The 24321-nt window shown below is 65.4% G+C and carries 20 protein-coding genes and 1 other RNA gene; 11 read left to right on the forward strand and 10 right to left on the reverse strand.

The annotated features are described in order from the left end of the window. Window positions 1-88: 88 nt before the first annotated feature. Complete coding sequence (locus N4264_RS16905; RefSeq protein ID WP_261693408.1) at window positions 89-502, forward strand: outer membrane protein assembly factor BamE; 414 nt, start codon at window positions 89-91, stop codon at window positions 500-502. Window positions 503-530: 28 nt separating this feature from the next. Here the strand turns inward: N4264_RS16905 and N4264_RS16910 are convergent, their stop codons facing one another. Then, the gene (locus tag N4264_RS16910) at window positions 531-809 is read right to left on the reverse strand and encodes an RnfH family protein (RefSeq protein WP_261693409.1); all 279 of its coding nucleotides are present in this window, start codon (window positions 807-809) and stop codon (window positions 531-533) included. Next, window positions 802-1233, reverse strand: coding sequence for a type II toxin-antitoxin system RatA family toxin (locus tag N4264_RS16915; protein ID WP_261693410.1), 432 nt, complete (start codon window positions 1231-1233; stop codon window positions 802-804). Before N4264_RS16915 ends, N4264_RS16910 begins: the two co-directional genes overlap by 8 nt. An 81-nt stretch (window positions 1234-1314) precedes the next feature. On the opposite strand from N4264_RS16915, the gene smpB reads away from it, so the two are divergent. Further along, window positions 1315-1809 carry an SsrA-binding protein SmpB gene (smpB, locus tag N4264_RS16920; RefSeq protein WP_261693411.1) on the forward strand — a complete coding sequence of 165 codons (495 nt, stop codon included), beginning with the start codon at window positions 1315-1317 and terminating at the stop codon, window positions 1807-1809. A gap of 137 nt (window positions 1810-1946) precedes the next feature. After that, window positions 1947-2300: a transfer-messenger RNA gene (ssrA, locus tag N4264_RS16925) on the forward strand. Between the two features lie 322 nt (window positions 2301-2622). On the opposite strand, the gene N4264_RS16930 is transcribed toward ssrA, so the two are convergent. Continuing rightward, window positions 2623-3129, reverse strand: a complete 507-nt coding sequence (locus tag N4264_RS16930) for a hypothetical protein (RefSeq protein WP_261693412.1) — start codon at window positions 3127-3129, stop codon at window positions 2623-2625. A 138-nt stretch (window positions 3130-3267) separates the two neighbouring features. Here N4264_RS16930 and N4264_RS16935 point away from each other — a divergent pair, with 138 nt between their 5' ends. Together N4264_RS16935 and N4264_RS16940 are read left to right on the forward strand one after the other, a co-directional pair. Next, window positions 3268-3606 (forward strand): hypothetical protein, encoded by a 339-nt coding sequence (locus N4264_RS16935; protein ID WP_261693413.1) that lies wholly within the window; start codon window positions 3268-3270, stop codon window positions 3604-3606. 27 nt (window positions 3607-3633) lie between these two features. Next, the gene (locus N4264_RS16940) at window positions 3634-3963 is read left to right on the forward strand and encodes a hypothetical protein (protein ID WP_261693414.1); all 330 of its coding nucleotides are present in this window, start codon (window positions 3634-3636) and stop codon (window positions 3961-3963) included. Window positions 3964-4245: 282 nt separating this feature from the next. On the opposite strand, the gene N4264_RS16945 is transcribed toward N4264_RS16940, so the two are convergent. From N4264_RS16945 to N4264_RS16955, 3 genes are all read right to left on the reverse strand, one after another. Continuing rightward, window positions 4246-5607 carry a hypothetical protein gene (locus tag N4264_RS16945; RefSeq protein ID WP_261693415.1) on the reverse strand — a complete coding sequence of 454 codons (1362 nt, stop codon included), beginning with the start codon at window positions 5605-5607 and terminating at the stop codon, window positions 4246-4248. Window positions 5608-5698: 91 nt separating this feature from the next. Beyond that, window positions 5699-6157 (reverse strand): hypothetical protein, encoded by a 459-nt coding sequence (locus N4264_RS16950; RefSeq protein ID WP_261693416.1) that lies wholly within the window; start codon window positions 6155-6157, stop codon window positions 5699-5701. Between the two features lie 222 nt (window positions 6158-6379). Next, complete coding sequence (locus N4264_RS16955) at window positions 6380-8989, reverse strand: S8 family serine peptidase (RefSeq protein WP_261693417.1); 2610 nt, start codon at window positions 8987-8989, stop codon at window positions 6380-6382. 162 nt (window positions 8990-9151) lie between these two features. Here N4264_RS16955 and N4264_RS16960 point away from each other — a divergent pair, with 162 nt between their 5' ends. Next, window positions 9152-11239, forward strand: coding sequence for a winged helix-turn-helix domain-containing tetratricopeptide repeat protein (locus N4264_RS16960; RefSeq protein WP_261693418.1), 2088 nt, complete (start codon window positions 9152-9154; stop codon window positions 11237-11239). Between the two features lie 131 nt (window positions 11240-11370). Further along, entirely contained in the window at window positions 11371-15858 is a 4488-nt protein-coding gene (locus N4264_RS16965; protein ID WP_261693419.1) for an Ig-like domain-containing protein, read from the forward strand. A 47-nt stretch (window positions 15859-15905) separates the two neighbouring features. On the opposite strand, the gene N4264_RS16970 is transcribed toward N4264_RS16965, so the two are convergent. The 3 genes from N4264_RS16970 to N4264_RS16980 all read right to left on the reverse strand — a co-directional run bounded on the left by N4264_RS16970 (window position 15906) and on the right by N4264_RS16980 (window position 17575). Continuing rightward, complete coding sequence (locus N4264_RS16970) at window positions 15906-16454, reverse strand: hypothetical protein (RefSeq protein WP_261693420.1); 549 nt, start codon at window positions 16452-16454, stop codon at window positions 15906-15908. A 3-nt stretch (window positions 16455-16457) separates the two neighbouring features. Continuing rightward, entirely contained in the window at window positions 16458-16955 is a 498-nt protein-coding gene (locus N4264_RS16975) for a hypothetical protein (RefSeq protein WP_261693421.1), read from the reverse strand. A gap of 122 nt (window positions 16956-17077) precedes the next feature. Next, entirely contained in the window at window positions 17078-17575 is a 498-nt protein-coding gene (locus N4264_RS16980) for a MerR family transcriptional regulator (RefSeq protein ID WP_261693422.1), read from the reverse strand. Between the two features lie 210 nt (window positions 17576-17785). Between N4264_RS16980 and N4264_RS16985 the strand changes: the two genes are divergently transcribed. The 4 genes from N4264_RS16985 to N4264_RS17000 are packed head-to-tail and all read left to right on the forward strand — an operon-like array spanning window position 17786 to window position 23416. Continuing rightward, window positions 17786-19396: an acyl-CoA carboxylase subunit beta gene (locus N4264_RS16985; protein ID WP_261693423.1), complete on the forward strand. Its 1611-nt coding sequence runs from the start codon at window positions 17786-17788 to the stop codon at window positions 19394-19396. Between the two features lie 9 nt (window positions 19397-19405). Then, window positions 19406-20554 carry an acyl-CoA dehydrogenase family protein gene (locus N4264_RS16990; protein WP_261693424.1) on the forward strand — a complete coding sequence of 383 codons (1149 nt, stop codon included), beginning with the start codon at window positions 19406-19408 and terminating at the stop codon, window positions 20552-20554. Window positions 20555-20573: 19 nt separating this feature from the next. Next, window positions 20574-22532, forward strand: a complete 1959-nt coding sequence (locus tag N4264_RS16995) for an acetyl/propionyl/methylcrotonyl-CoA carboxylase subunit alpha (protein ID WP_261693425.1) — start codon at window positions 20574-20576, stop codon at window positions 22530-22532. Next, window positions 22532-23416 carry a beta-keto acid cleavage family enzyme gene (locus N4264_RS17000; RefSeq protein WP_261693426.1) on the forward strand — a complete coding sequence of 295 codons (885 nt, stop codon included), beginning with the start codon at window positions 22532-22534 and terminating at the stop codon, window positions 23414-23416. Before N4264_RS16995 ends, N4264_RS17000 begins: the two co-directional genes overlap by 1 nt. An 87-nt stretch (window positions 23417-23503) precedes the next feature. On the opposite strand, the gene N4264_RS17005 is transcribed toward N4264_RS17000, so the two are convergent. Next, the gene (locus N4264_RS17005) at window positions 23504-24112 is read right to left on the reverse strand and encodes an NAD(P)H-dependent oxidoreductase (protein WP_261693427.1); all 609 of its coding nucleotides are present in this window, start codon (window positions 24110-24112) and stop codon (window positions 23504-23506) included. Between the last annotated feature and the right edge of the window lie 209 nt (window positions 24113-24321).

Consider the following 24321-nt stretch of genomic DNA (forward strand, 5'->3'; position numbering starts at 1 on the left):
CCCGCGGCGGGACCCGCGCCAGGATGCCAATTCGCGCTGCGCCCTTAGTGTATCATCCGCGCCTTCCATGACTGACCGGATCGTCGCAATGACGCGTTTTGCCCGCCCACTCTTGGCTGTCTGCGTAGCAATTGCCCTCAGTGGCTGCGGCCTGATCTACCGTCCCGACGTCCAGCAAGGCAACCTTCTCACCAAGCAACTGGTGGATCAGCTCAAGCCCGGCATGAGCAAGCGCCAGGTGTCCCTGCTGCTGGGCACGCCTTCGATCACCAGCCCGTTCGAGCGCGATCGCTGGGACTATGTCTCCTCGATCCAGCGCCGCGGCGGCAAGATCGACACCAAGAACCTCACCCTCACCTTCGAGAACGAAGCCCTGGCCCGCATCGAAGGCGACTACTTCCCCGAGAACGCCGAGCAGCTCATCAAGGATGCGAAGAAGTATCGCATCGAGTTCCCGGACGAGAAGCGCCCGGGCCAGGACAAGAAAAAGCGTCGCGGCTGATTCGTCGCCGCCCTGCCCGCACCGCGCCCTACTTCCGGGCGCGCTGCCGGCGTACTTCCTTCGGATTGGCGATCAGTGGCCGGTAGATTTCGACGCGATCGCCATTTCGCAACACGGTTTCGAGCGTCGCCGGGCGATTGAAGACGCCCAGGCGGCTGGCCGCCAGGTCCAACGCTGGCACCAGCGCAGTCACGGCGGATTCGGCTATTGCCTGGGCGACTGTTGCCGGCTCCGCCAGCGACACCGTTCTGCGGAACAGCTGATCCGGTGTCGCGTACACGACTTCGACCTCGATCTGTTCAGCCATAGGCGCGCGTTGCCTCGCGGCAGAATTCATCGACCATGCGATCCGCCAGCCCCTGGAAACCCAGCCGCAGGGCCGAGCCGACGAGCCGCCCGGAATACTCGAAATCCAGCGCCAGCGCGATCTTGCAGCCGATATCGCCCAGCGCGGTGAACGTCCACACCCCTTCGAGTGTCTTGAAGGGCCCGTCAACCAGATGCATGGCGATGCGGTCGGGACGCTCCAGTGTGTTGCGCGTGGTGAAGGCCTGGGTAATTCCCGCGACCCGCACTTCCAGCCGCGCGCTCAGGGCGTTTTCCTCGCGGGCCAGCACCGTGGCAGTGGCGCACCAGGAGAACCGCTTCGGATATGCTTCGACTTCATTGACCAGATCAAACATCTGGCTCGGACTGTAGCGCACCATGGCGCTGCGACGGATCTTGATCACTCGACAGGCTCGATCGCTCCCGGCCGCGGTATTGCCGCCGGCGTTCGTTCCGGAGTGGAACGTCTACGGATTCTAACGAAGATGGCCAAACCCAAGGACAAGAAAGACAAGGATGGCTCGGGAACGATCGCGCTGAACAAGCGCGCCCGGCACGAGTACCACATCGACGAGCGCTACGAAGCCGGCATTGCCCTGGAAGGATGGGAGGTCAAGAGCCTGCGTGCCGGCCGCATCAACTTCGGCGACGCCTACGCCCTGATCAAGGACGGCGAGATCTACCTCTTCGGCGCACAGATCACCCCATTGATTTCCGCCTCCACCCATGTGGTGCCCGAGGATCGGCGTACCCGCAAGCTGCTACTGCATCGCGAGCAGATCGACAAACTCGTCGGTGCGGTGGAGCGCAAGGGCTATACGCTGATTCCCACCGCGCTCTACTGGAAGAGCAACCGGGTCAAGGTGGAAGTGGGCCTGGCGCGCGGCAAGCAGGAACACGACAAGCGCGCGACCGAGAAAGAACGCGACTGGAACCGGGAAAAGCAGCGCGTCATGCGCTCGCACAACCGCGATGCCTAGCCGCCGCGGCCTGATCCGCGCCCGTCGCCAACGCGACGAGCGCCGCCGCCAGGAGGCCCTCGTCCAACAATCGGCGACAGCCACCATTGAAGACGACGGCACCGACCTCATATACTCCCGCGGTGATCAAGAACCCCGGGGGCGATCGGCTTCGACGGGGGCTTCGAAATCACTTGGTGCATGCCGAGGGGGCAGCTTTCCTCGTTAATCCAGCGGCAAAACTCATAGTTGCCAACGACGACAACTACGCTCTGGCCGCTTAAGGCCTAGCCCGGAACCCACTTGTGCCTGTGCTCGTGGATGTACGGTCATCATCACAGGATCGCTGATGCTTGCCGCCTGACGGTCATCGGCTAACTCCAATCGGGCTGGTTGTCCGGTGCGCTTCGCACGCTGTGTTGCCGGAGAACGAGATCAAACAGTGCGCTATGCATGTAGAGCCGGGGACGTAGGGCCTTCGGACGCGGGTTCAATTCCCGCCGCCTCCACCATCTGCAAAACCCGGGTGAAAGCCCGGGTTTCTTTTTGGCCAATGCCTGCGACAGCACTTCGGCGAATCCGCCACCGCACTCAACGCTGCCGTCCTCACTTGCGCACTGTGCCAATCGCATCCGACCTCGTCGTGGCGTCACCGCGCGCGATGGCCATCGACGCGTATCCGCGTCCTATCTAGGCGCCAAAGAGGGGTTTCCGGGAATGCCATTCGCACGACCACGCCACACGCCGACAGCAGCCAGCACGCACGCCAGCAACGCCTATCGATCGATGCCGGCCGGGGCCGCGATCGTACCGGACAGCGCCCCCCTGCTCCACCTAAAGCAAGCGAATGCGCTCGAGCGCCCCCATCATGACCGTATCGTTGTTCCAGCGTCGGAACTCCTGCCTGGCGGCATCCGTGCCATCGATGTAGAAGAAGGTCTCGAGGGCTTCCCTGACGCCAGCATCCGATGTCGATTGGTAGAGCTCGCGCGCCCAGTCCAGGCCGATATCCGGCCAGCCCGGCTCACCCGCCCAAGCCTTGGCCACCAGGCACGCCGCCTCCCGGCACGCTTCACTGCGCGAATGCACATCGCCGGCCCACGTCGACACATTTTCCACAACGCAACGAACCAGGTATTGGCGGACAAATTGCACGATCCGGACATCGGGATACTCCGGATGAATCCGTCGGCTGCGCGGTACGAGGATGTCGTAGACCAGTGCCATCGCCTCCAGGTTTTGCACCGCCAGAAGTTCGTCCAGATCCTCCTGGCTCAACCGATCCACGCCATCCAGCACGACGATCAGTGCTTCGCCGGCGAGACCGCTCGAAAATCGCATCAGGCAGATCCTCCCGGGCGGAACGCCCGACGGACCCGAACATAGTCTCTGAACCGGGCGTGCTCAAACGCATGCGCGCCACCAGGGCTGGCCAGCAGTACGATAGGCCTGCGGCAACTGCCACGGAGGCACCTTGTCATGACGTCCCTGCCCGACACCGTTCGCCTGGAAGCCACCGACGTGACCTTCCTTTCCCTCGGCGACGAAACAGCTTTCTTCACCTGGCTCAAGAGCCTGCCATTCGTCGCCCACGTCGACGGGCACCATAAGCTTCTTCACATCGACATCGCCACTTCGCTTCTTGACGAAGAAGGCCTGCGCGAGCTGCTGGCCCTGTTCCAGCGGTACAGGCTGCCACTAAACCAGTTGGCGGCGCTTGATGCCGACGAATTCGCACTGTGGTTCCGGAACCCGCGCGCCGACTGGTTTCGCGGCGTGTTCGGCAGTGACGCGGCACCGGCGCTTCGGGCAAGATGACTCCGCCACCCCTGTAGCGGTGTTCGCATGGCCACCGACCACGTCGCTCCGGATCTTCCCGCCAAGCTAGGCGACCTCTGTCGCAACCTGGCGACGCTCGCCATTCATCCGGACTTGGCAGTCGCGCACCTCGCCGCTTCTCTCAGCTTTCGATTGACGCTCGCGCTGCACGACATGGCCTTTGGCCCGACCGAATGGGCCGGCGTGCCGGATGAATCCCTGCTGCGCGCCACCGAGGTCGTCAAATCCGCGCTGGGTGTCGTCAGCAAGACGTCGGAATCGCCATCCATGGACGAGATGGTGAACGTTGTGATCGCGGTCGACCAGGTCATCCGGATATTGAGAACATTGGCGTAACGGTGCCGACGCGTCGACCATAGGCAACCGCCACGATCGAGGCGCCAGCGGGCGCTCGGCCGCCCCCACGCCTGGCTGCTGATACGTGATGGACTACGGCAGCGTCGACGGCGCCCTTCCACACGGCCCGGGCATTGCCAATCTGCCGCGTTCTCTAGCCTGAGGGAAAGCGAGCACTCTCCAGGCTTTCTGCACAGCGATGTGACATAGCGTGACCGGGCTGTTCAATAGGGTCGAAATTTACCGGGTTCACAAGATCCCGAGGATGTGCCAAAGCAGCCCTTACGGCGCAGACGCCTGGAAATCCCACCGGTACGGCGTTTCCCGCAGGATCCATGTCCCTCCGGTCTCGCCTTTCGGGCCGATGGAAGTGACCTCGGCCACAGTGAAGCGCAAGCCGCCGTCGATCGGCGTAATGGCTTCGACGAGACTGTCTCCGGCGACCTGGAAGCGGCTTTCCACCGGAAAACTGCCCTGGACGCGCCGCACGAGGTGCCCATTGCTCCGGGAGAACTCCGCCCACGACAGCAGGGCGCGATCGCGCACGTCCGGCGCGTATTGCCAGATCACCGCCAGTACGCCGATGCGATCGCCCAGGTCGTAGAGCCGGATGGGGCGCTCGTGAACACCATAAGGCTGCCCTTCCAACCACGCCATGCGTGTGCGGACATAGGTTCCCTCCGACGTCCATTCGAGGTAACGCTTCCAGGCGGGATGCACGACGCCCTGGTTTCCTGCATCCAGCTCGCTGGCGCCGTCGAGGAACACGTCGAACCCATCCACGGTTGCGGCCTGCGAGCGTTTCTGCCGCTCCTCCACTGCAGCCCGGGTGGTTGGCTGGTGCGCGATGCCGGTTGATGACTCCGCCACCGGGTCGCGTTCGAGTACAGGCACCTCCGCGGGCTCGACAATCGCGACGGACCCTCCCGGCGAACGCGCCTTGGAAGGATCGCCGCGGAACAATCCCTGTTCCATGCGACGCATCTCATCCAGTCGCAGGCAGCCGAAGGGGATGTCGAACGCATCGTGTATGTAGCCGTAGCCGCGCGCGAGTTCGTAGGCCACCTCTCCGGTAGCAGCGTTCTTGACCCGGATGCGCAGGCGATGCTGGGTCATCGGAAGGCCCGAGAGATCCGGCAGCCCTTCCGTCACCGGGTCCACCGTGACGCGATACTCGCTGGTAAGGGACGCGACACGTTCCGCCGCCAGGCATTCGTCCGCGCGCAGACCGAGGTCGATCCAGCTCGCCGGATTGCGCATCGGTCCCGGCGGCGCTGGCGCCCGGTTCGCATATCGCAGACAGGTCGCCTCGCCCGCCTTGCCAATACGAAACCGCACATATTGGCCCGTTCCCGGCGCCTGGGGCGCGATCGATGCGTTGCTCTCGACAAAATCGACGCCGTCACGCAGCATCAACCCCACCGCCCAGTGCGCCGCCGTCGTCGTCAGCGCGTGAGGATCCGCATAGACGGACCTGGCAGTGATCGGCCCCAGGGATGCGGGTACCGGATTGGCCTGGCACCAGGCATCTGTCTCGGCGATTGCCGCCTTGGCCCGCTGCTCGGAATTGCAGCCCTGCAGCACCGCGGATACGGCAAGGGACATGGCAAGCAGGCAACGATGATTCCGGCGGGCGCGATGCATGGTCTCTCCTGGAAGGCAACGGCCCGATGGTACCGGCCGGCAGGTAGGAGTACGAGACGGCGCGCAGAAATTTTCGGCGATGCCAACCGTTTCACACGGATTGAGAGCCCCGGAATTCCGTTGGGGAGACCAACGCTCCTACGTCCAGAATGGGAATCCGCTCAGGTATCTGTATGTCGAGCTCCTGCGCAGCCCTCCGCGCATCGTTGCGCAGTCGACGCCAGTCGTCGCTGGAAAGTACAGCGGCAGCAGAGCAACTTGCCGCGTTCGCATGCGCCATGAAGACATCTAGGCGATGATTGAAATCCATCAACGCAGACGCGTCCGCGTCACCGGGGAAAATGTCCCATAACGCGCCGACGTATGTCTTGAACACACAGGCAACACCGTAAAAATAGTCAGAGCCGATATTGCCGAAGTCTTGATCATCGAAGTAGCAGGGGAACGCCGGAACCGAAACCCGGGAGAGACTGGCAACTTGCTCCTCGCCATCGAAGCAGAACACCATCAATGCGTCAATTGCATTGACATGGGCGGCACTGGTTCTCACGAGAAGCCTTGGTCGAGTTTCGACTGCGGTACCTAACGTTGCCAGACGGCGGATGCTGCCGCAACGCTACGTGCAAGATCCAGCCACCTCTCGCTGTCGCGATGCGGTGCGTGCTGCTGCCACTCCATCGCATATCGACGCCACGCCTGGTGAGACGTGACGTGCGGCCAACTCAGGGGCCGCACGTCAAGCGCGCGACATGTCACGCCACGAAGCAATCACCTATCGCCCACAGATCAACTTGAGCTGATCCACCACACCTCCTCGGCGCACCGCGAATCCCGTCGCCGCCAGTCGCGCCGGGCACTCGATGCGACCGAATTCCGCGCCACCATTTCCGCCGGCGCCACCCAGCAGCGACGACGTATCGGTGACCGTGCTGGCAGACGCCAATGGCGAACAGCGCACGCGCAGGCGGTCGACGAGTGCCCCCGCCCGGCCGGAAATCGCGCTGACGGCCTGGTCGCGGGCACAGGTCAGCCGCGTTGCCGTTCCACCGCTGCCACCGACGACGGTTGCGTTCGACGGTGTTCCGTCCCAACGGCCACCTGCCGTCGTCTTCACGCAACGCGGTGCTATCGCATCGATGACGGCGCCGCTGCGGACGAAAACCCCGGCCATGACTTCACCCCGGCCGCACTTCGTCGTCGTCGCCACGCCGCCATTGCCGCCGACGGCGCGGCTGGTCCACGGTGTATCCACGGTAGCGTCGGCTGGCTTGGTGGTGCAAAGCAACTGCAGTTGATCGATGTAAGCCCCGGCCCGCCCCTTGAAACCCGCGGCCAGTCGCCCTTCGGGGCAACGGACCGGGCCGAACACCGCGCCGAATTCGCCACCGGCGGTATCGGTCGTGCGGCGATCCTCCGGATCGGCCGACGGCGCGCATTCCAGTTGCAGCTGGTCAACAAAGGCACCGGAGCGGCCCCGCATACCGACGACGACACGCCCATCCTGGCAGCGGCGGGCAAATGCCTCGCCGCCGGTCCCGCCAACGCTCGCGGTGCTGCTGTCGCTGCCGTCGGCGAAGGCACAGACAGCCTGCAGCTGGTCGATGAACAGTCCGGCGCGACCGCGCACCCCGACTAGCAGCTGGCCCTGGGGGCAACGCAACTGGAATGGCGATCCACCACTGCCACCAACGGCGATCGTCACGCTGTCGAAATCGGCCAGCGCGCGACGCAGATCCGGGCGCCCGCCGATGCCGGCTCCCACGAGCGCGCCACCGGCGTTGCTCGTTTCCACCAACAGCCGACGCATCTGCTCCGGCGTCAACACGCCATGCCCGCTGGCATTCATCACACCCTGGATCGACAGCACCGCACCCGCCACGATGGGTGAGGCCGACGACGTACCGCCGAATGCCCGGGTATAGAACTGATTGACGTCACTGCCGTTCACGCGGATGTTCACGTCGCTGTCGTCGCCTTCGCGATCGACATGGCCTGCCGCCATCACGCCGCTGCCCCACCCGTTTACATCCACGCGACCGCCGTGATTGCTGAAACAGGCACGCTCCCGGCGCCCACCGACCGTCGCGCCCACGAGGATCGCACCGGAATCCCGGCGTGTCCGGTCGAACCGGTTCTCGTACTCGGCGCGGTCCAGATCCATTTCGCCGTTGCCGGCAGCCTCGACGACGATGATGCCAGCAGCCGTTGCCGTGCTGATGGCGTCAAAACTGTCGGGAAAATATTCCATGGGCACGAACTCGAACTGTCTGCAGTCCTCGCCGTCGCCACGGCACGAACAGGCCGCCCCCACCGGAGGCCCCGGCGAGTGCTGCTCGATCAGGATCACGTCGCCCGGGCGCAACGGCTCGGTTGCGCGGATCACGGCGTCCGCGACGCTGGCGTCGTGGATCGCCGAACCGCCCCCCAGTACCGCCCGCAACGCATTGGGCGAAATCGTGGAGGCGGCACCCCAGCTGGCGTCACTGGCGATGCCCGTTACCCCATGGCCGTCGTCCTTGGCGACCAGCTCGCTGACCACGGATGTGCCATGGTGAGTCTTCAGATCGCCGGCGTTGACGCCGCTGAGGATCTCGTTGAGAAACGGCACGCCGGAGTACCAGAAAGGCTTGGGCAGATCCTCGTGGTCCACGTTCCAGTTGCCTTCGATATCGATGATGCGCATGCCCGCGCCCCGGCCACCGGCCAACTCCCAGGCAGAGACGGCGTCGATACCGCCGTCCGCCGCCGGTCTCAGGTAACCCTGCCCGCTTTCGAAGTCAGGCGTCTGCGGTGGCACGTCGGCATTGCGGGGAAACGGCGGCAGGTAGGCCACCTCCACGAGCGGCGACTGGTTCAGGCGTGTCGCGATGGCCTCGCCCTGCACGGAGGGATCCAGGTAAATCCAGTAGTAACTGTCCAGGCGCGGCATCTGGCGACAGGAGCGCGCCTGCGCCTGCTCGTGCAGTGCCGCAAGGCGGGATGGTGGGTCGGAAAAATAGGGGCGCACGCCGCGCACCGCACGATCGGCCAACAGTCGATTCAATTCGTCGATTTGCATTCCGATCACCCCGGCCATCGGCGAGGACGCTGCAAACGTCGCAGCGCGAGCGCCGTCGCCGCCATAAAGCCGCCCGCCATCCCGGAGCTTCACCACGACGCGGTCCCGGTAGAGCCCTGGCCAGAAACGCACGCGATCGGGCTTTACGTGAGGTGTGCGCGGCCGTGGACACAGCGCCTCGTCGCCAGCGGAAAGTGAGGGAGCAAGTGTCGGGCGGTCCGGAAGCGTTACAAGCCCCGGTCGTGGCTGGGCCGGCAGCAGCCCGGGCGCCAGTAACGCACCCAGCAACAGCCAGCGACGCAGGGTGAATAGAGGAAGGATCATGGCACTCTCGCAGCGTGGGGGCGGCCTATCCGCCGCGGCCGACACTGGTTCAAGGCGCCAGGGAAGTCTTCACGAAGGTCATTCCTGCACAACAGCAAAACCTCACGAAGATCTCACGGGCCCCGGTGACGGCGCCGCCACGCACGGTTAGGCTCATCGGCCATGACTCTCACCGCGTCCGCGACGCCTGCACCGACGGCTGATGCCTACCGCTTCGGCCGCTTCCGGCTGGATCTGCGCCGCCAGCAATTGTTCGTCGACGAACGCGAGGTACCGATCGAGCCCAAGCCCTTCGCCCTGATGGCGGCCCTGGCCGAAGCTGGCGGCACTGTCGTCAGCAAGCCGTCGCTGCATGCGCGGCTATGGCCACGCCAGGCCGTCACCGACGCCGTGCTGACCCAATGCATCCTGCGCGCCCGGCAGGCACTGGGCGACGATGCGCATGAGGTCATCGTGACCGTGCATCGGCAGGGGTACCGCCTGGGCGTTGACGTGACGGCCGAACCAACGCCAGCGCGCGCGGTGCCCGGCGATAGCGCGGACACTGGATCGCCGGCGCGTCGGCATCGACGCCTGTCCACCTTCGCGCTGCTGGGGTGCCTGGCGACGGTGCTGGTGCTCGGCATGGTGGTTCGGCGTCAATCCGCGACCGCGCAACGCCCGTCGGTTGCCGTGATGCCAATCGAGATCCGCAGTGAATCGGAGGAGGACCGACGCATCGCCGAAGGATTGAGCGATGCCCTCCTCATTCGCCTGGCGCAGGAACCGGACCTGCGCGTCCCCGCCAGGACCTCGGTCCGGGTCGCCTCCACGCATCGGGATGACGTCCAGCGGGTCGGCAGGGAGCTGGGCGTCACGCACGTGTTCGATGCGGTGATGTCGCGGACGGCAGAAGGGTTCACGCTGCACGCCAGCCTGGTTCGCAGCGATGACGGATTCCAGTCCTGGGCGCAGACCTTCCCGATTGCGACCGGCGACCTGGCATCGGCCGAGCAACGCATCGCCCAGGCCGTGGCTGGCGCGCTGGATGCACGTGCCGGCACTGCCAGGCCACCGCCGATCGGCACGGACTCCGATGCGGCCTATCGCGCCTTCCTCACCGGACGCAGCTTGCGCCACCACCGCACCGAAGCAGCGCTGCGCTGGTCGATCGAACAGTACGAAACCGCGCTGCGCATCGACCCACGATTCGCGTCGGCGCACGCGGAACTGGCCACCAGCTGGCTGCTGCTCTACGAATACAGCAACCTGTCGCTGACCGATGCGCGCCGGGCGGCGTCGCCGCACATCGACGAAGCGCTGCGACTGGCGCCCGATTCCGCCGACGGGCATGCCGCGCGGGGTCTTCTCGCCCTGGACGAGGGTCGTGCTGTCGACGCCGAGCAATCGCTCCGGCGCGCCGCCTCGCTGGCGCCGCAGGACGCCACGATCCGGATGTGGCTGGGAACATCGCTCAGCTATCAGGGCAAGGTCAGCGAAGCCCTTCACTGGCACCAGCAGGCGCTGGCGCTCGATCCCTTGTCGGCGGTCGCGCATGTCTACGTTGGCGTCGATCATGCGCTGGCGATGCGATCCGACGCCGCGATCCTGTTCCAGAAAGCGATCACCCTCGAACCGCGCCTGCTGGAGGGCCATTGGCAATGGGCTCTGTTCGAACGGTTCCGCGGCGATGCCACGGCCGCACAAGCGCGTCTGGAGGTGGCCCTGCGCGTCGACCCCAGCAGCGAGTACACCCGCGCACTGCTCGCCGACGCCTTGCTCGACCTGGGCCTGCCCGACAAGGCAGCCGAGGCGCTCGGCAACGGCAGCGACGGCAGCCTCGCCATCTGGCTGCGCAGCGCCATCCGGATTGCCCTGGCGCGCGGTGAGTCCGAGCGCGCCCTGGCCTTGTGGCGGTTGTGCCTCGACCGACCTGCGCCACACCCCGACGACCGGTTGCTCGCGGCCGCCGCAGCGGCCGCGCTGGGTGATCGCGCCGGCAGTCTTCGCGCCTTCGAAGCACATGTGGCGGAAAGTGGAAAGAACGATGCGTTCGTGCGCCTGTCGCAGCCGGACCTGGGCATGGCGGATGCGCAGCTCTATCTGGAACTCCTTCGCCAGCAACGCGGCCATGCCGCCGCCGATGCGGCGCAAGCCGCCCTGCGCCAGCGATTGACTGCACTGCGCGATGAAGGCGTGGCACTGCCCGTGCTCACGCGGTTCATGGCTCAGCTCGCTACCGTGACGCGTGCACCTGTGGTGCCGTCCTAGTACTGTCGCGACCGCTTGATGGCAGCATGACCATCAGCATTGCCACCCAACGGGAGAAACGCGCAGACTGCGGCGGGCGTCGGTGCGGCCACGGAACGGCGGCTCCGGCTCACACCACAGGGGAGCACACCATGTCGCGCATGAGCCGGGCGTTAGCTGCGCTGTTCGTGAGTCTGTCGTTTGCGTCGCCGGCCGTGGCCGGAACGGTTTCTGCAGTTTCGCGCAGTGCACCCGACTCGATTTTCCTCGCCGGCAATGGCGCCACGGCCGCATCGCTCCGAACCGCCACGAGCGCGGACGGCACCAAGGTCGTCTTCACCAGCGTCGCCACCAACCTGGTTCCCGGCCAGTTCGACGTCAATGGCCAGGCCGATGGCTTTCTGCTCGATCGCACCACCAACACGATCACCTTGATCACCCACCGCCACGGCTTGCCCACTGTTCCGGGCAACGGCAGCACGATCACCCCCATCATCAATGCGAACGGCACGCGCGTCGCATTCATCAGCACCGCGACCGACCTGCTCGAAGAAGAACTCCCCAGTGACAGCTCGCAACGCCTGTATGTCTACGACATCGCGACGGCAACGCTGACCCTGGTCGACCGGCACCTGAGTGATCCCGAACTCACCGTAGCCTCGTTCTCCGGCACGCCCAGCTTCAGCGCCAACGGAACCTGGCTGGCGTTCGGCTCCAGTGCGACAGATCTGGTCGTCGACCAGGACGATTCGAACAACAGCTTCGATGTATTTTTGTACAACACCAACACCCAGGCGTTGCGCCTGGTCAGCCATACCCCCAATCTCTTTTCAGACACCACGGCAGGCGATGGCGGATCCGGCATTCCCCAGATCAGCGCGGACGGCAACTACATAGCCTACGCCAGCTCCGCCACAAATCTGATATCGGGCCAGAGCGACCCGAACGGCGGTGTCGACATCTTCGTATTCAGCCGCTCCGCCGCCAGCAACAGCGCAACCGCACTGGTCAGTCACAACGCGAGCGGCTTCACCCAGGCCGCCAACGGTGCATCGGACAACCCCACGATTTCCGCGGATGGTTCGACAGTCGCCTTCACCACGCAGGGAACGAATCTCGTCACCGGTGTAAGCGATTCAAACGGCGACAGCGACGTGTATGTCTACGATCGCGTCACGCGCGCCCTCACCCTGGTCAGCCACAACGCCGTCAGCAACACCCAGGCGAGCGTCATGTACTCGGGCAATCCGTCGCTCAGTCCGGATGGGCGCTACGTTCTGCACACCAGCGCATCGGCCGATGTGATTGCCGGCCAGGTGGATGGCTCACGTTCCGACGACCTGTTCGTTTTCGACCGCACCAACAGCAGCCTGACCCTTGTCAGCCACGCCGCGGGCGCACCGACCACCGCTGGCAGCAACGAAAGCAAGCTGGGGTTCTTCAGTGGCGACGGCACACGCATCGTGTTTCACAGTCGTGCCGAGAATCTCGTGGCCGGCCAGGTGGACACCAACGATGACGACGACCCGTTGCTCGGCGACGACGTGTATCTCGCCGAACTGGCCACTCTCTCCTCGGACGCACGCCTGATCAGCCACGTGCCAGGCCAGCCTGCGGTTGCCGGCAAGCGCATGTCCTACCTGCCGTCGGCGAACCTCGATGCCAGTGAGATCTTCTACATCAGCGAATCCGACGAGATGCCGGGCGCTGGAATGGATGCCAACGCCGCGACCGACCTGCTGTTGTGGCGCAGCGCCACGGATGTGTCGGTTCTTCTCACGGCCCACGCCAGCAATGCCGACAATGCAACGATGATGGGCGCCAGCCAGGTGCAGGTCAGTCGCGACGGCAACTGGGTTGCGTTCGTCAGCCGGTCACCGGCCATCGTGGCTGGACAGATCGATACCAATCGCGAGGATGACCTGTTCCTGCTCGATCGCGCCACCGGCCAGGTGCGCCTGGTGAGCCACCTCCCCAACCAAGCCTTGCAGGCCGGCAATCGCGGTGTTGCGCTGACGACCAGCACCAATGTCTCCATGAGCGCGGACGGACGCTGGATCGCGTTCGAAACCAATGCCAGCGATCTGGCCGATGGTGAGCTCGACAACAACCTGCGACCCGACGTCGTGTTGTTCGATCGCGACGCAGCCCCCGGAACCTCGCTGCGGCTGCTCAGCCGCAAGTCCGCCGGCGGCGTGGGCAACGAAGAAGCCACGACACCACGAATTTCCGCCGATGGCAGCGCTGTTGTTTTCCTGAGCCGTTCCACCAACCTGATCGCCGGCGTGATCGACACCAACAGCGTGAGTGATCTCTATCGCTACGTCATCGCGAGCAGCACACTGCAGCTGGTATCGCACACGGCAGCTGCCAGTACCGCGACGGCCAACGGCCAGGCGCGTTCGCCGGCCATCAGCGATGACGGCCGCTACGTGGCGTACCTGGACAGCGCCACCGACCTCGTCACCGGCCAGTCCGACATCAACGGCGCGATGGACATCTTTCTCTACGACGCCCAGAGCGACAGCAGCCGGCTCATCACCCATACGTTCGGCAGCACGACAACGGCCGCTGGCGGGTTCGGCCTTGCCAACCAGGCGCCGGTTATCAGCGCCGCCGGCGATTTCGTCGTCTACGCCAGCGAGGGCACCAATCTCGTCAGCAATTTCCAGAACAATATCGGCTTTCCGATTGGTCTGCAGACGCAGATCTATCGCTGGTCACGCGCCAGCGACACTAATCAGCTCATCAGCAAGCGACCCGACGGAATCGGCAATCCCAGCGGCGATGGCGCAGCCTCCGTACCCTCGGTCAGCAGCGACGGATCGCTCGTGGCCTACACCAGCGCAGCGACGGATCTGATCGACGGACAGCAGGACGACCCGCTCACCGACGATGCCTTTCTCTGGTCGGCCGTATCGGGCACCAATCGCCTGGTCAGTCATCTGGCCGGACAACCGACAACCGCCGCGCAGTCCGTCCGCGAGTCGCCAACGCTGAGCGTTGACGGAAACGTCCTCGTGTACGGCAGTGACAGTGCCAGCGTGGCCTCCGGCGTGAGCCATCCGGATTCACAGCAGCGGTTGTACCTGTATTCACTCGCAGGCGATGTCAGCGTCCTGGTGTCGACACGCCTCAACGACAGCCACCTGGCGCCCCGCACCTATGCCGAACGGGCTGCGCTCGACGCGACCGGCGCATCCATCGTGTTCCTCAGTCCCGCCCCGGACGTCCTGGACTTCGACGGCAATGCCGTCACCGATGCCTTCCTGTTCCGCCGCGGCACCGGCGTTCCGACGCTGACCGCACCCGGTGATCTCACGCTGCCCGAGGACCAGGTCGCCGGCCCGCTCGCCGTGAACGTCTCCGATCCGGACACACCGCAGGGGCAGCTGGCGCTCGTGGCAACCAGCTCGGACACCACCGTCCTGCCCAACGAGAACATCGCGATCTCCGCGCAACTGCAAGGCTACGCACTTACCGCAACACCCGCGACGGAGGCTGCGGGCAGCACCACGATCCAGCTCACGGTGGTGGATCCCGATGGCAATGTGCAGCAGGACAGTTTCGACCTGACCTGGAACGCCGTGAACGATGCCCCGACGATCGACGGCACGAACACTGAGTCCATGAACGAAGACACTGTACTCGGGCCACTGAGCTACACCGTCGGCGATGTCGAATCCGGGCCCGACGATGTCGTGCTCTCCGCCAGTTCGTCCAACACCGGAATCGTTCCGCAAGGTGGCCTCGTCGTGAACGGCACGGGCGCTGACCGCACGCTCACCATCACACCGGCGCAGGACGCTTTCGGCACCGTCACGATTACCCTGACGGCCCAGGATCCGGTCGCCGGTGGTACCAATGGCGTAGCAACGCTGACGCTCACCATCAACCCCGTCAATGATGTTCCCTTCGTGATTGCGCCGGGCAACACGACCGCGCCGGAGAACGGTGCGACTGCCTCGCTGTTCTTTGCCATGTCCGACATCGAAACAACGCCGGCGCAGCTGGTACTGAGTTTCGACTCCACCAACCCGGCCCTGCTTCCGCCGGCCGCCTTCGCCGTGACCGGCAACGGCGCCATCCGCTCGCTGGTCGCCACGCCGCTGCCCAATGCGAGCGGCAGTGCCACGGTGACCATGACGGTAGCCGATCCACAAGGCGCCATGCGCAGCGCCACGTTCGCGATCGACGTACCAGCGGCAACCGTGAACGCCGACCTGCAGGTCACTGTCGGCAACGGCCGCGACTGGGTCACCGTCGATCAGCCGGCCACCTGGACGATACACGTGCACAACGCCGGACCCGATGCCATCACGGGCGCGCGACTGAGGGACCAGATGCCCGCCAATGTCGGCAGCGTGAGCTGGACCTGCCAGCCCTCCGCCGGAGCCAGCTGCGCGCCGGCCAATGGCGCGGCGGCCATTGACCTTTCGCTGGATCTCCAGGCCGGAGCCGATGTGACGCTGCTAGTGACGGCAACGCCAACTGCCGCCGCGACCTCACCGCTGCAATACATGGTTACGGTCAGTCCCGCCCCTGCTACGCACGAAGTGAACCTGTCGGACAACAGCGCCACCGACAGCGATGCGCTGGGCGACTTCGTGTTCCAGGACGGTTTCGACGGACTCGAATAACCGGGGAGGGCGGACGGCGCCTGCGCGTCGTCCGCCCGGGGAAACAATCAGAATTCGCGGCAGGTCCAGCCGAACCGCACGACGACCTTCATTTCCGTATCGACATTGGTCAACGGACGCGACGGCATCTTGGGCGTGATCACCAGCGTGACAGTGTCGTTGGGACCCAGGCCGATCTTGTGCACCGTATCCGAGCACGTCGGCAATGCATTGGACATGTTGCAGGCCAGCAACGTGTCCAGGCCGTTGACATTGAGGAGGATCGTCGTGCCGGTGTAGGTCGCTTCCGTCGAATGCAGCTGCGCGTAGAGCGTGCTCGCTTCGCAGTTGCGGTCTACCCGCAGCCTGGCGTTCACCGGCGACGCCATCGCATCGCTGCGCCCATTGGGCAAGCCATAGCTGTCGGGCGAGCCGAAGTAGGGAGACTCCTGGATCACGCCGGAAAAGACGTGGGTATGGCGATTGTCGAAGCCATTGGCGAACAGGCGGTCGGTCACCTGGGCCTGGGCGGTCGCCGCGAACATCCCGCAGACGGCGACGAACAGGCACCGTCCCCGCACCGACGTAAGGAGCGCGTAAGGTCGGATCGTGGCCATGGCCTACTCCACGCAGCGCCAGGAGAAGGGAATCTTGACCTTGATTTCCGAATCGTCGTTGGTCAGCGGCCGCTGTGGAAGCCCGGGTGAAATCTGCAGGGAGATGCGATCGCCAGCCAGGATCAACACATTGGTGGCGGTATTTGCGCAGCTGCCGCCCGCGGTCGTGCAACTGAGCGCCGTGGGCGTGTCATTTCGGACCAGGGTGACGGTCGCATTGGCGTAGGAAAGATCCGTCGAAGATACGCTCACGCGCAGGTTGTTTGCCGTGCAGGCGATCGGCATGAGCATGGCCGCGCGACTGTTGTCGGTGACCGCATCGCCCTGCCCGTTCGGCGTACCAAAACTCACCGTCACGCCCGGGGTGTAATACGGTGCCTCGTGCACGATGCCTGCGAACAGGTGGCTTTCACCGACGACCGCGAGCGCCGGTGACGCCGCTGCGCCGGCGCAGAGCGCCAGGAAGACGACAAAACAATGACGCCGGGACGTACTACGCATGGCCACCCCCGTGGTTGCTTCGGCATAAGCGTCCCGCGAGGCTAGATCCGCTTGTCCTGCGGGACAAGTGCCGGAGGTCAGCGCCGCGGCGCTGCACTGCAGCACCGCTAGCGGGCTCGACGTCAGCGTGCGACGGCGACGCTGCGTGGAGCGCCGCCGCGACGGCGCTCGTCGAGCTGGCGCTGGCAGTTTTCATTGATCAATTGCAGCTCTGCCAGCAGGGCGTCGATATTGGCGCGTTTCTCACGCAGCTCCTGCATGAGCGCATCGGTACGTGTGACGACGTAGGTCAGCTGCTGCACGCGGCCTTCGCCATGGTCGCCGTAGAGATCGAGATAGTGGCGAATTTCTTCCAGCGGCGAGCCGATTGCCTTGGCACGCAGGATCAACGCCAGCCGCGCGCGGTCACGCCGGCTGTAGATCCGGGTGCCGTTGATACGTCGCGGCGCCAACAGGCCCTTGTCCTCGTAGAACCGCAGCGCGCGCGCGGTGACGTCAAATTCACGGCACAGGTCGGCGATGCCAAACAAGTCGCCATCAACGGTCTCGCGGTGGGTATCCAGGGCTTTCTGCGCCGCGGCAGCCTGGTTCTTGGAAGGGGTTTTCCCCCGGCGGGTCATGGGTGATGGCTCCAGCGCTCGACGGACACGCGGAGCCACCGTAGCAACGGTCGCCGTGACGGTCAAATTTCTGCCGAGTCGGAAAGCAGGTTGACGTTAACGTCAGGCTATGGCCGAATCCGGCAATCCCTACGCCAGCGTCCGGAGCGTACCGCCCATGCTGATTGCCGTGCCAATGTGGAACTGTGCGACAGCACGCCGGGATACGCCATGCACCCGCTGACGTCACATCTGCAGTCCGCCTCGCCCGCCTTCGCCGCCAATGCCGGCCGCATGCAAGCCCTGCTCGATGACGTGCGGGGGCTGGAACTGCGAATCGTCGCCGAGTCCAACAGCCGTCGTGAGAAATTCGAACAGCGCGGCCAGTTGCTGCCGCGCGAGCGCGTCGCGCAACTGCTCGATCCGGGCTCGGACTTCCTCGAACTGTGTACGCTGGCCGGCCTGGGCATGCACGACGACGATGGCCGGAAGTCCGTGCTGGGCGGCGGCATGATCGTCGGTGTTGGCACTGTAGCGGCCAAACGCTGCGTCATCATCGCCAATGACAGCGCTCTCAAGGGCGGAACCATCTCGCCCATGGGTTTGAAGAAGTTCCTTCGCGCGCAGGAAATCGCCGCGCGCTGCCGGCTGCCCCTCGTCTATCTGGTGGAAAGCGGCGGCGCCAACCTCCTGTACCAGAGTGAGATTTTCGTCGACGGCGGCCGCAGCTTTGCCAACCAGGCACGCCTTTCGGCCGCCGGCATCCCGCAGATTGCCGTCGTGCACGGCGCGTCGACGGCCGGCGGCGCCTACCTTCCGGCGCTGTGCGACTACATCGTGCTGGTCCGCGAACGCTCCAGCATCTACCTCGCCGGGCCGCCCCTGGTGAAGGCGGCAATCGGCGAAGAGGCCTCCGAGGAAGAGCTGGGCGGCGCCGAGCTGCATGCCCATCACACCGGCCTGGGCGAGTACCTGTGCGAGGACGATGCGCACGCCATCGCCGTGGCGCGCGATCTGCTCGACAAGCTGCGTTGGCAGGCTGCTGGCGCGACATCCGCCGCAGATCCGCCGCGTTATCCGCCCGAGCAACTGCTGGGCGTCGTACCCGTCGACGACCGGCAGGGGTACGACGTCCGCGAGGTTGTCGCCCGGCTCGTGGATGCGTCGGATTTCCTCGAGTTCAAGGCGGGCTATTCCGCCGACACCCTCTGCGGCCACGCACGCATCCACGGCCATATCGTCGGCCTCATCGGCAACAATGGGCCGATCCAGCCGTCGGGCTCCCTCAAGACCGCGCAGTTCATCCAGCTGTGTGACCAGAGCGGAACGCCACTGGTGTTCCTGCAGAACACGACCGGCTACATGGTCGGCACCGCCGCGGAACGCGACGGCGCCGTGAAGCACGGCGCCAAGATGATCCAGGCTGTCGCCAACGCCCGGGTGCCGAAGCTTACCGTCGTGCTCGGCGGGTCCTTCGGCGCCGGAAACTACGGCATGTGCGGCCGCGGTTTCGATCCGCACTTCATCTTCGCCTGGCCCACGGCCCGGACAGCGGTCATGGGAGGAGCCCAGGCCGCACAGGTGATGGACATCGTCAGCCGCGCGAAGCTGGCCGGCGCCGCGCTCACAGCGGCCGAAGGCGCATTGCGTGCGCAATCCGACGCGCTGCGGCAACGACTCGACCACGAATCCACCGCGCTCTTCGGCACGGCACGCCTGTGGGACGACGGCATCATCGATCCGCGCGATACCCGCCGCGTGCTCGGACTCTGCCTGGACATCCTGGCCGAAGCCGGATCCCGCACGCTACACCCCAACACATTCGGAATCGCCCGTCTTTGAGGAACGCCCATGCGCTTGACGGAGGAACACCGGCAGCTGGCGGACACCGTCGCCCGCTTCGTGGAAAAGGAAATCGACCCCTTCGCGGCCGAGTGGGAAGCCGCAGAAACCTTCCCCGCCCACGCCCTGTTCAAGAAGCTGGGTGACCTGGGCCTGCTCGGAATCAAGTATCCCGGTCAATTCGGCGGATTGGGGCTGGATTTCAGCTATTCGCTGGTGATGGCCGAGCGGCTGGGCGCATGTGCCAGCACCGGCGTCGCCATGGCAATCGGTGTACAGACTGACATGTGCACGCCAGCGCTGGCACGTTTTGGCAGCGATGCCCTGCGCGCGGAATTTCTCGCGCCGGCGATCGCCGGCGAACGCGTGGGTTGCATCGGCGTCACCGAGGCGGGAGGCGGCTCCGACGTCGCCGCGCTGCGCACCACCGCGCGACGCGATGGCGACGACTACGTCATCGACGGTTCCAAGATGTGGATCACCAATGGCATGCAGGCCGACTGGTGCTGCCTGCTGGCCAACACGTCCGAAGGCGCGCCCCACCGCAACAAGACACTGATCATCGTGCCGATGGATGCGCCGGGCGTAAGCCGGCAAAAGCTGCGGAAACTGGGCATGAACGCCTCCGACACCGCCCAGATCTTCTTCGACGGCGTGCGTGTGCCGCGTCGCCACGCCATCGGCGACGAAGGCAACGGCTTTACGCTGCAGATGCTGCAATTTCAGGAAGAACGCCTCTGGGGGGCCGCCAATTCCATCGGCCTGCTCGACAACCTGATCGACCTGACCATCGCCTACACGCGCGAGCGCAAGGCATTCGGGCGTCCCATTCTCGACAACCAGAGCGTTCACTTCCGCCTCGCCGAACTGCGCACCGAAGTGGAAAGCCTGCGTGCCCTCACCTACCGTGCAGTAGAGGCCTACGTGGCCGGTCAGGATGTCACCCGCCTGGCGTCCATGGCAAAGCTCAAAAGTGGACGCCTGTGCCGCGAGGTCGCCGATGGCTGCCTGCAGTACTGGGGCGGAATGGGTTTTGCGTGGGACAACCCCGTGGCACGGGCCTACCGCGATGGCCGCCTGGTATCGATCGGCGGCGGCGCCGACGAAGTCATGCTTGGCATCATCGCCAAGCTCGAAGGCACCCTGCCCAGGCATTGACCGCGCCGGAGACTGAATCGTGCAGACGCTCCTGATTGCCAACCGCGGCGAAATCGCCTGCCGCATTGCCCGCACCGCGCGAGCCATGGGCATCCGCACCGTCGCCGTGTACAGCGATGCCGACGCCGACGCCCTTCACGTTCACGGCGCTGACAGTGCTATCCACATTGGCGGGTCAATGCCGGCGGAGTCCTACCTGAACATCGACGCATTGATCGTCGCCGCACGCCGCTGTGGGGCCGATGCGATCCATCCCGGCTACGGATTTCTTTCCGAGAACGCGGCATTTGCCGCCGCGTGCCGCAATGCCGGCATCACCTTCGTCGGCCCCTCTCCCGAGGCGATTGCCGCGATGGGATCCAAGGCCGCCGCAAAACAACGCGCGGCCACCGCCGGCGTACCCACCGCGCCAGCTAGCTATGGCCCGATGCGCGACGACGCCCAATGGCAGGCCAGCGCCGAAACGCTGGGCTACCCGTTGCTGGTCAAGGCCGTTGCGGGCGGCGGCGGGCGCGGCATGCGCCGGGTCGATCAACCGGAGGCACTGGCCGCGGCATTGGCCAGCGCACGCCGTGAAGCACAGATCGCCTTCGGCGACGACGCGCTGCTGCTGGAAAAACTGATCGAGGACGGACGGCACATCGAAATTCAGATCGTCGCAGATGCACATGGCCACCTGGTGCATCTGGGAGAACGCGACTGCAGTACGCAGCGACGCCGCCAGAAGATCATCGAGGAGGCCCCCTCTCCGGTGCTGTCGGCGGCGCTGCGTGAACGCATGGGCCAGGATGCCATCGCAGTCGCGCGGGCAGTGGGCTACTGCGGCGCCGGCACCGTGGAATTCATCGTCGATCCCCAGATGCGTCACTACTTCCTGGAAATGAACACGCGAATCCAGGTGGAACACCCGGTCACGGAACTGATCACGGGAATCGACCTGGTGGAATGGCAGCTGCGTATCGCCGATGGCGAGCCGCTGCCGCTGGCGCAGGATGCCATCCGCTTCCGCGGCCACGCCATTGAGGCGCGACTGTACGCCGAGGATCCATATGCCGGATTTGCGCCACAGACTGGTCGGATCGCCAGGCTGCGGCCGGACGCCGCCGCCTGCGGCACCACCATCCGCATCGACGCTGGCGTGCGCGAGGGCGACCTCGTCACATCACACTACGACCCGTTGCTGGCCAAGGTCATCGCTCACGGCGCGACGCGCGAGGAAGCCATACGTAAGCTCGCCTGCGCCCTCGAAGACGTCGCCCCGCTGGGGATGTCACACAACGGCGCCTTCCTGCGTGCGCTGGTCGCCGACGATCTCTTCCGGAAGGCTGCGATCACGACAGCCACGCTCGACTCCTGGTCGCCGGAAAGTCATCCGCTGCTGCAGCCACCCGCCGTTCCGTCCGAACTCTGGGCGCTGGCTGCCACCTGTTTTGCACTGGGACAGGGCAACGGGCATCGCCCACCGTCGGTCAGCGCATTCGAATGGCGTGTGGCGACGGAGCGCGACGTGCGCCGACTGGGGCTGCGCCAGGTGGATGCCGATACGGTCGCCGTGACCGACGGTGGCGTCACCACTACCGTGCATCGCGTGGCGCAGACGGCCGACACGGTCATCTACCGGATCGACGGCCTGCAACGTCGCTGCGCCATCGCGATCGACGGCAATGTCGTGCACCTGTCGCACCACGGCGGAAGCCTGCGGTTCGAGCGCCAGCTGCCGCCGTACGTCGATCGAACATCCGCAAAACAGCGCGGCCTGCAGGCGCCGCTGAGCGGCACGGTGGCCCAGGTGCTCGTGCAGCCAGGCGACCGGGTCACGGCCGGCCAACCGCTGGTCTGCGTGGAAGCCATGAAGATGGAAGTGTGGTTGTCGGCCCAGGCCGATGCAACCGTTCGCGCAATCCACACGGCCCAGGGACAGAATGTGGACCGCCACGCACTTCTGGTGGAACTGGAATTCGATACGACGGAGGCATGATGGAAAAGGCCATTCTCACCTGCGCGCTGACCGGCGTACTCACCGATCCGCGCCAGCATCCGGTACCGGTCACGCCCGCGCAGATGGCAGCCGAAGCGCGCGACGCCTACAACGCCGGCGCCGCCGTGATGCATGTCCACGTACGCCGGCAAGAGGAAGGCGCAGGGCACCTGCCCAGCTGGGATCCGGCCGTATGCGCCGACGTCGTTGCGGCGATTCGCAATGCGTGTCCCGACGTCATCATCAACCTGAGCACCGGGGTCGTCGGCAATGACATCTCGGGCCCGGTGTCCTGTATCCGCACGGTGCGGCCGGAAGTGGCCGCGTGCAATGCCGGCACGCTCAACTACCTCAAGATTCGCGACGACGGTCGCTGGGCCTGGCCGCCGATGGTATTCGACAACCCGGTGAGCAAAGTGCAGGCCTATCTCGACGTCATGACCGAATGCGGCGTGCGGCCCGAATTCGAATGCTTCGATGTCGGCATCGTGCGGTCTGTCGCGATGTACATCCGGGCCGGCATGACCAGCAAGGCCGACTACAACTTCGTCATGGGCGTCGCCTCGGGCATGCCGGCGGACGAAGATCTCCTGGCGCTGCTGCTACGCTGGATCGTACCGGGCTCACATTGGCAGACGACATTGATCGGCCGCGCGGAAATCTGGCCGGTACACCAGCGCGCGGCTGAGCTGGGCGGCATGCTGCGTACCGGATTGGAGGACACGTTCTATTTGCCGGACGGATCGCGGGCCTCCGGTAACGGCGCCCTGGTCGAAGCGCTTGCCACCTGTGCCCATTCCGCCGGCCGCGGCATCGCCACGCCAGCCGAGGCACGCAAGATGATGGGATTGTCCCGCGACGAGAACGCGCTACAGACCAGCTAGCGCTCCGCACGTCGGCCCGGAGGAACCTGCGCGGGATCATGCCCAGCCGGGCGCAGCCTTCAACGCGCCTGTCGGCGGTGGATCGCGTCAGCGGATCACCGTAGCAGGCCACTTGCGAACGATTGTCTCGGCGCGGCGGACGAAGGATTCGAACCGTTCTGGCGATACTTTCTCCGCCTCATACAGCGACAACATCGAGAATTCGCACTGCGGCGCACAGGTCTTGAACAACGCCCAGCGCAACACCCGGCGAACCGGTCGCCAGAGGATGAAGCGGTCGATCCATGCGGGGGCACCGAGCGTGGTAATCGCCAGTGCGTGCCTGAGCTGCGTCAGGCCCGGGCGGATGCGTCCCAGGTCGGCCGCGTGGTGGAATGCGGCGCCGGGCGCCCAGACGCGATCGAACCAGCCCTTGAGCATCGCCGGGAAACTGAACCACCAGGTAGGAAATACCAGGACCAGCGCCTCAGCCACCTGGAGGCGCGCGATCTGTGCCTGCACGTCGGCGCTGCGGTATTCACTGCTGTAATAGCTGGCGCGTTCGGACTCGGTCAACGCGGCTGGAAACTGTGCGTCGTAGAGGTTTTCCACCACGACGTTGTGACCGGCTTCCTCCAGCACATCAGTCACCCGTCGCGCGATCGCCCGGCACAGGCTCGATTCCAGTGGATGGCAGATCACCACGAGTGTGCGCATGGCAGCTCCCTGCAGGCTCGGCAATCAAATGCCCGGACTTCCATCGTCTTCCGCACGCGGCGCACCCGGCGCGCACGCGGGGCTGCATCCGTATCAGCGCGCCAGCAACTGCGCGCCCGCACGTTGGCGCGGCGCTGTACGGTTTACCAGAATGGGAATCGTGCAGCAATCTCCCGGCGCACCCAGGGATCAGCGGCGCCGGGCCCCAC

The organism is Tahibacter amnicola, from assembly GCF_025398735.1.
Classification (GTDB): Bacteria; Pseudomonadota; Gammaproteobacteria; order Xanthomonadales; family Rhodanobacteraceae; genus Tahibacter; species Tahibacter amnicola.

Coding starts and splice junctions, on each gene's coding strand:
- N4264_RS16910 (WP_261693409.1), bottom strand. CDS start 809: ATGGCTGAACAGATCGAGGTCGAAGTCGTGTACGCGACACCGGATCAG.
- N4264_RS16940 (WP_261693414.1), top strand. CDS start 3,634: ATGGCCACCGACCACGTCGCTCCGGATCTTCCCGCCAAGCTAGGCGAC.
- N4264_RS16930 (WP_261693412.1), bottom strand. CDS start 3,129: ATGCGATTTTCGAGCGGTCTCGCCGGCGAAGCACTGATCGTCGTGCTG.
- N4264_RS16935 (WP_261693413.1), top strand. CDS start 3,268: ATGACGTCCCTGCCCGACACCGTTCGCCTGGAAGCCACCGACGTGACC.
- N4264_RS17005 (WP_261693427.1), bottom strand. CDS start 24,112: ATGCGCACACTCGTGGTGATCTGCCATCCACTGGAATCGAGCCTGTGC.
- N4264_RS17000 (WP_261693426.1), top strand. CDS start 22,532: ATGGAAAAGGCCATTCTCACCTGCGCGCTGACCGGCGTACTCACCGAT.
- N4264_RS16955 (WP_261693417.1), bottom strand. CDS start 8,989: ATGATCCTTCCTCTATTCACCCTGCGTCGCTGGCTGTTGCTGGGTGCG.
- N4264_RS16965 (WP_261693419.1), top strand. CDS start 11,371: ATGTCGCGCATGAGCCGGGCGTTAGCTGCGCTGTTCGTGAGTCTGTCG.
- N4264_RS16975 (WP_261693421.1), bottom strand. CDS start 16,955: ATGCGTAGTACGTCCCGGCGTCATTGTTTTGTCGTCTTCCTGGCGCTC.
- N4264_RS16960 (WP_261693418.1), top strand. CDS start 9,152: ATGACTCTCACCGCGTCCGCGACGCCTGCACCGACGGCTGATGCCTAC.
- N4264_RS16985 (WP_261693423.1), top strand. CDS start 17,786: ATGCACCCGCTGACGTCACATCTGCAGTCCGCCTCGCCCGCCTTCGCC.
- N4264_RS16905 (WP_261693408.1), top strand. CDS start 89: ATGACGCGTTTTGCCCGCCCACTCTTGGCTGTCTGCGTAGCAATTGCC.
- N4264_RS16970 (WP_261693420.1), bottom strand. CDS start 16,454: ATGGCCACGATCCGACCTTACGCGCTCCTTACGTCGGTGCGGGGACGG.
- smpB (WP_261693411.1), top strand. CDS start 1,315: ATGGCCAAACCCAAGGACAAGAAAGACAAGGATGGCTCGGGAACGATC.
- N4264_RS16990 (WP_261693424.1), top strand. CDS start 19,406: ATGCGCTTGACGGAGGAACACCGGCAGCTGGCGGACACCGTCGCCCGC.
- N4264_RS16980 (WP_261693422.1), bottom strand. CDS start 17,575: ATGACCCGCCGGGGGAAAACCCCTTCCAAGAACCAGGCTGCCGCGGCG.
- N4264_RS16945 (WP_261693415.1), bottom strand. CDS start 5,607: ATGCATCGCGCCCGCCGGAATCATCGTTGCCTGCTTGCCATGTCCCTT.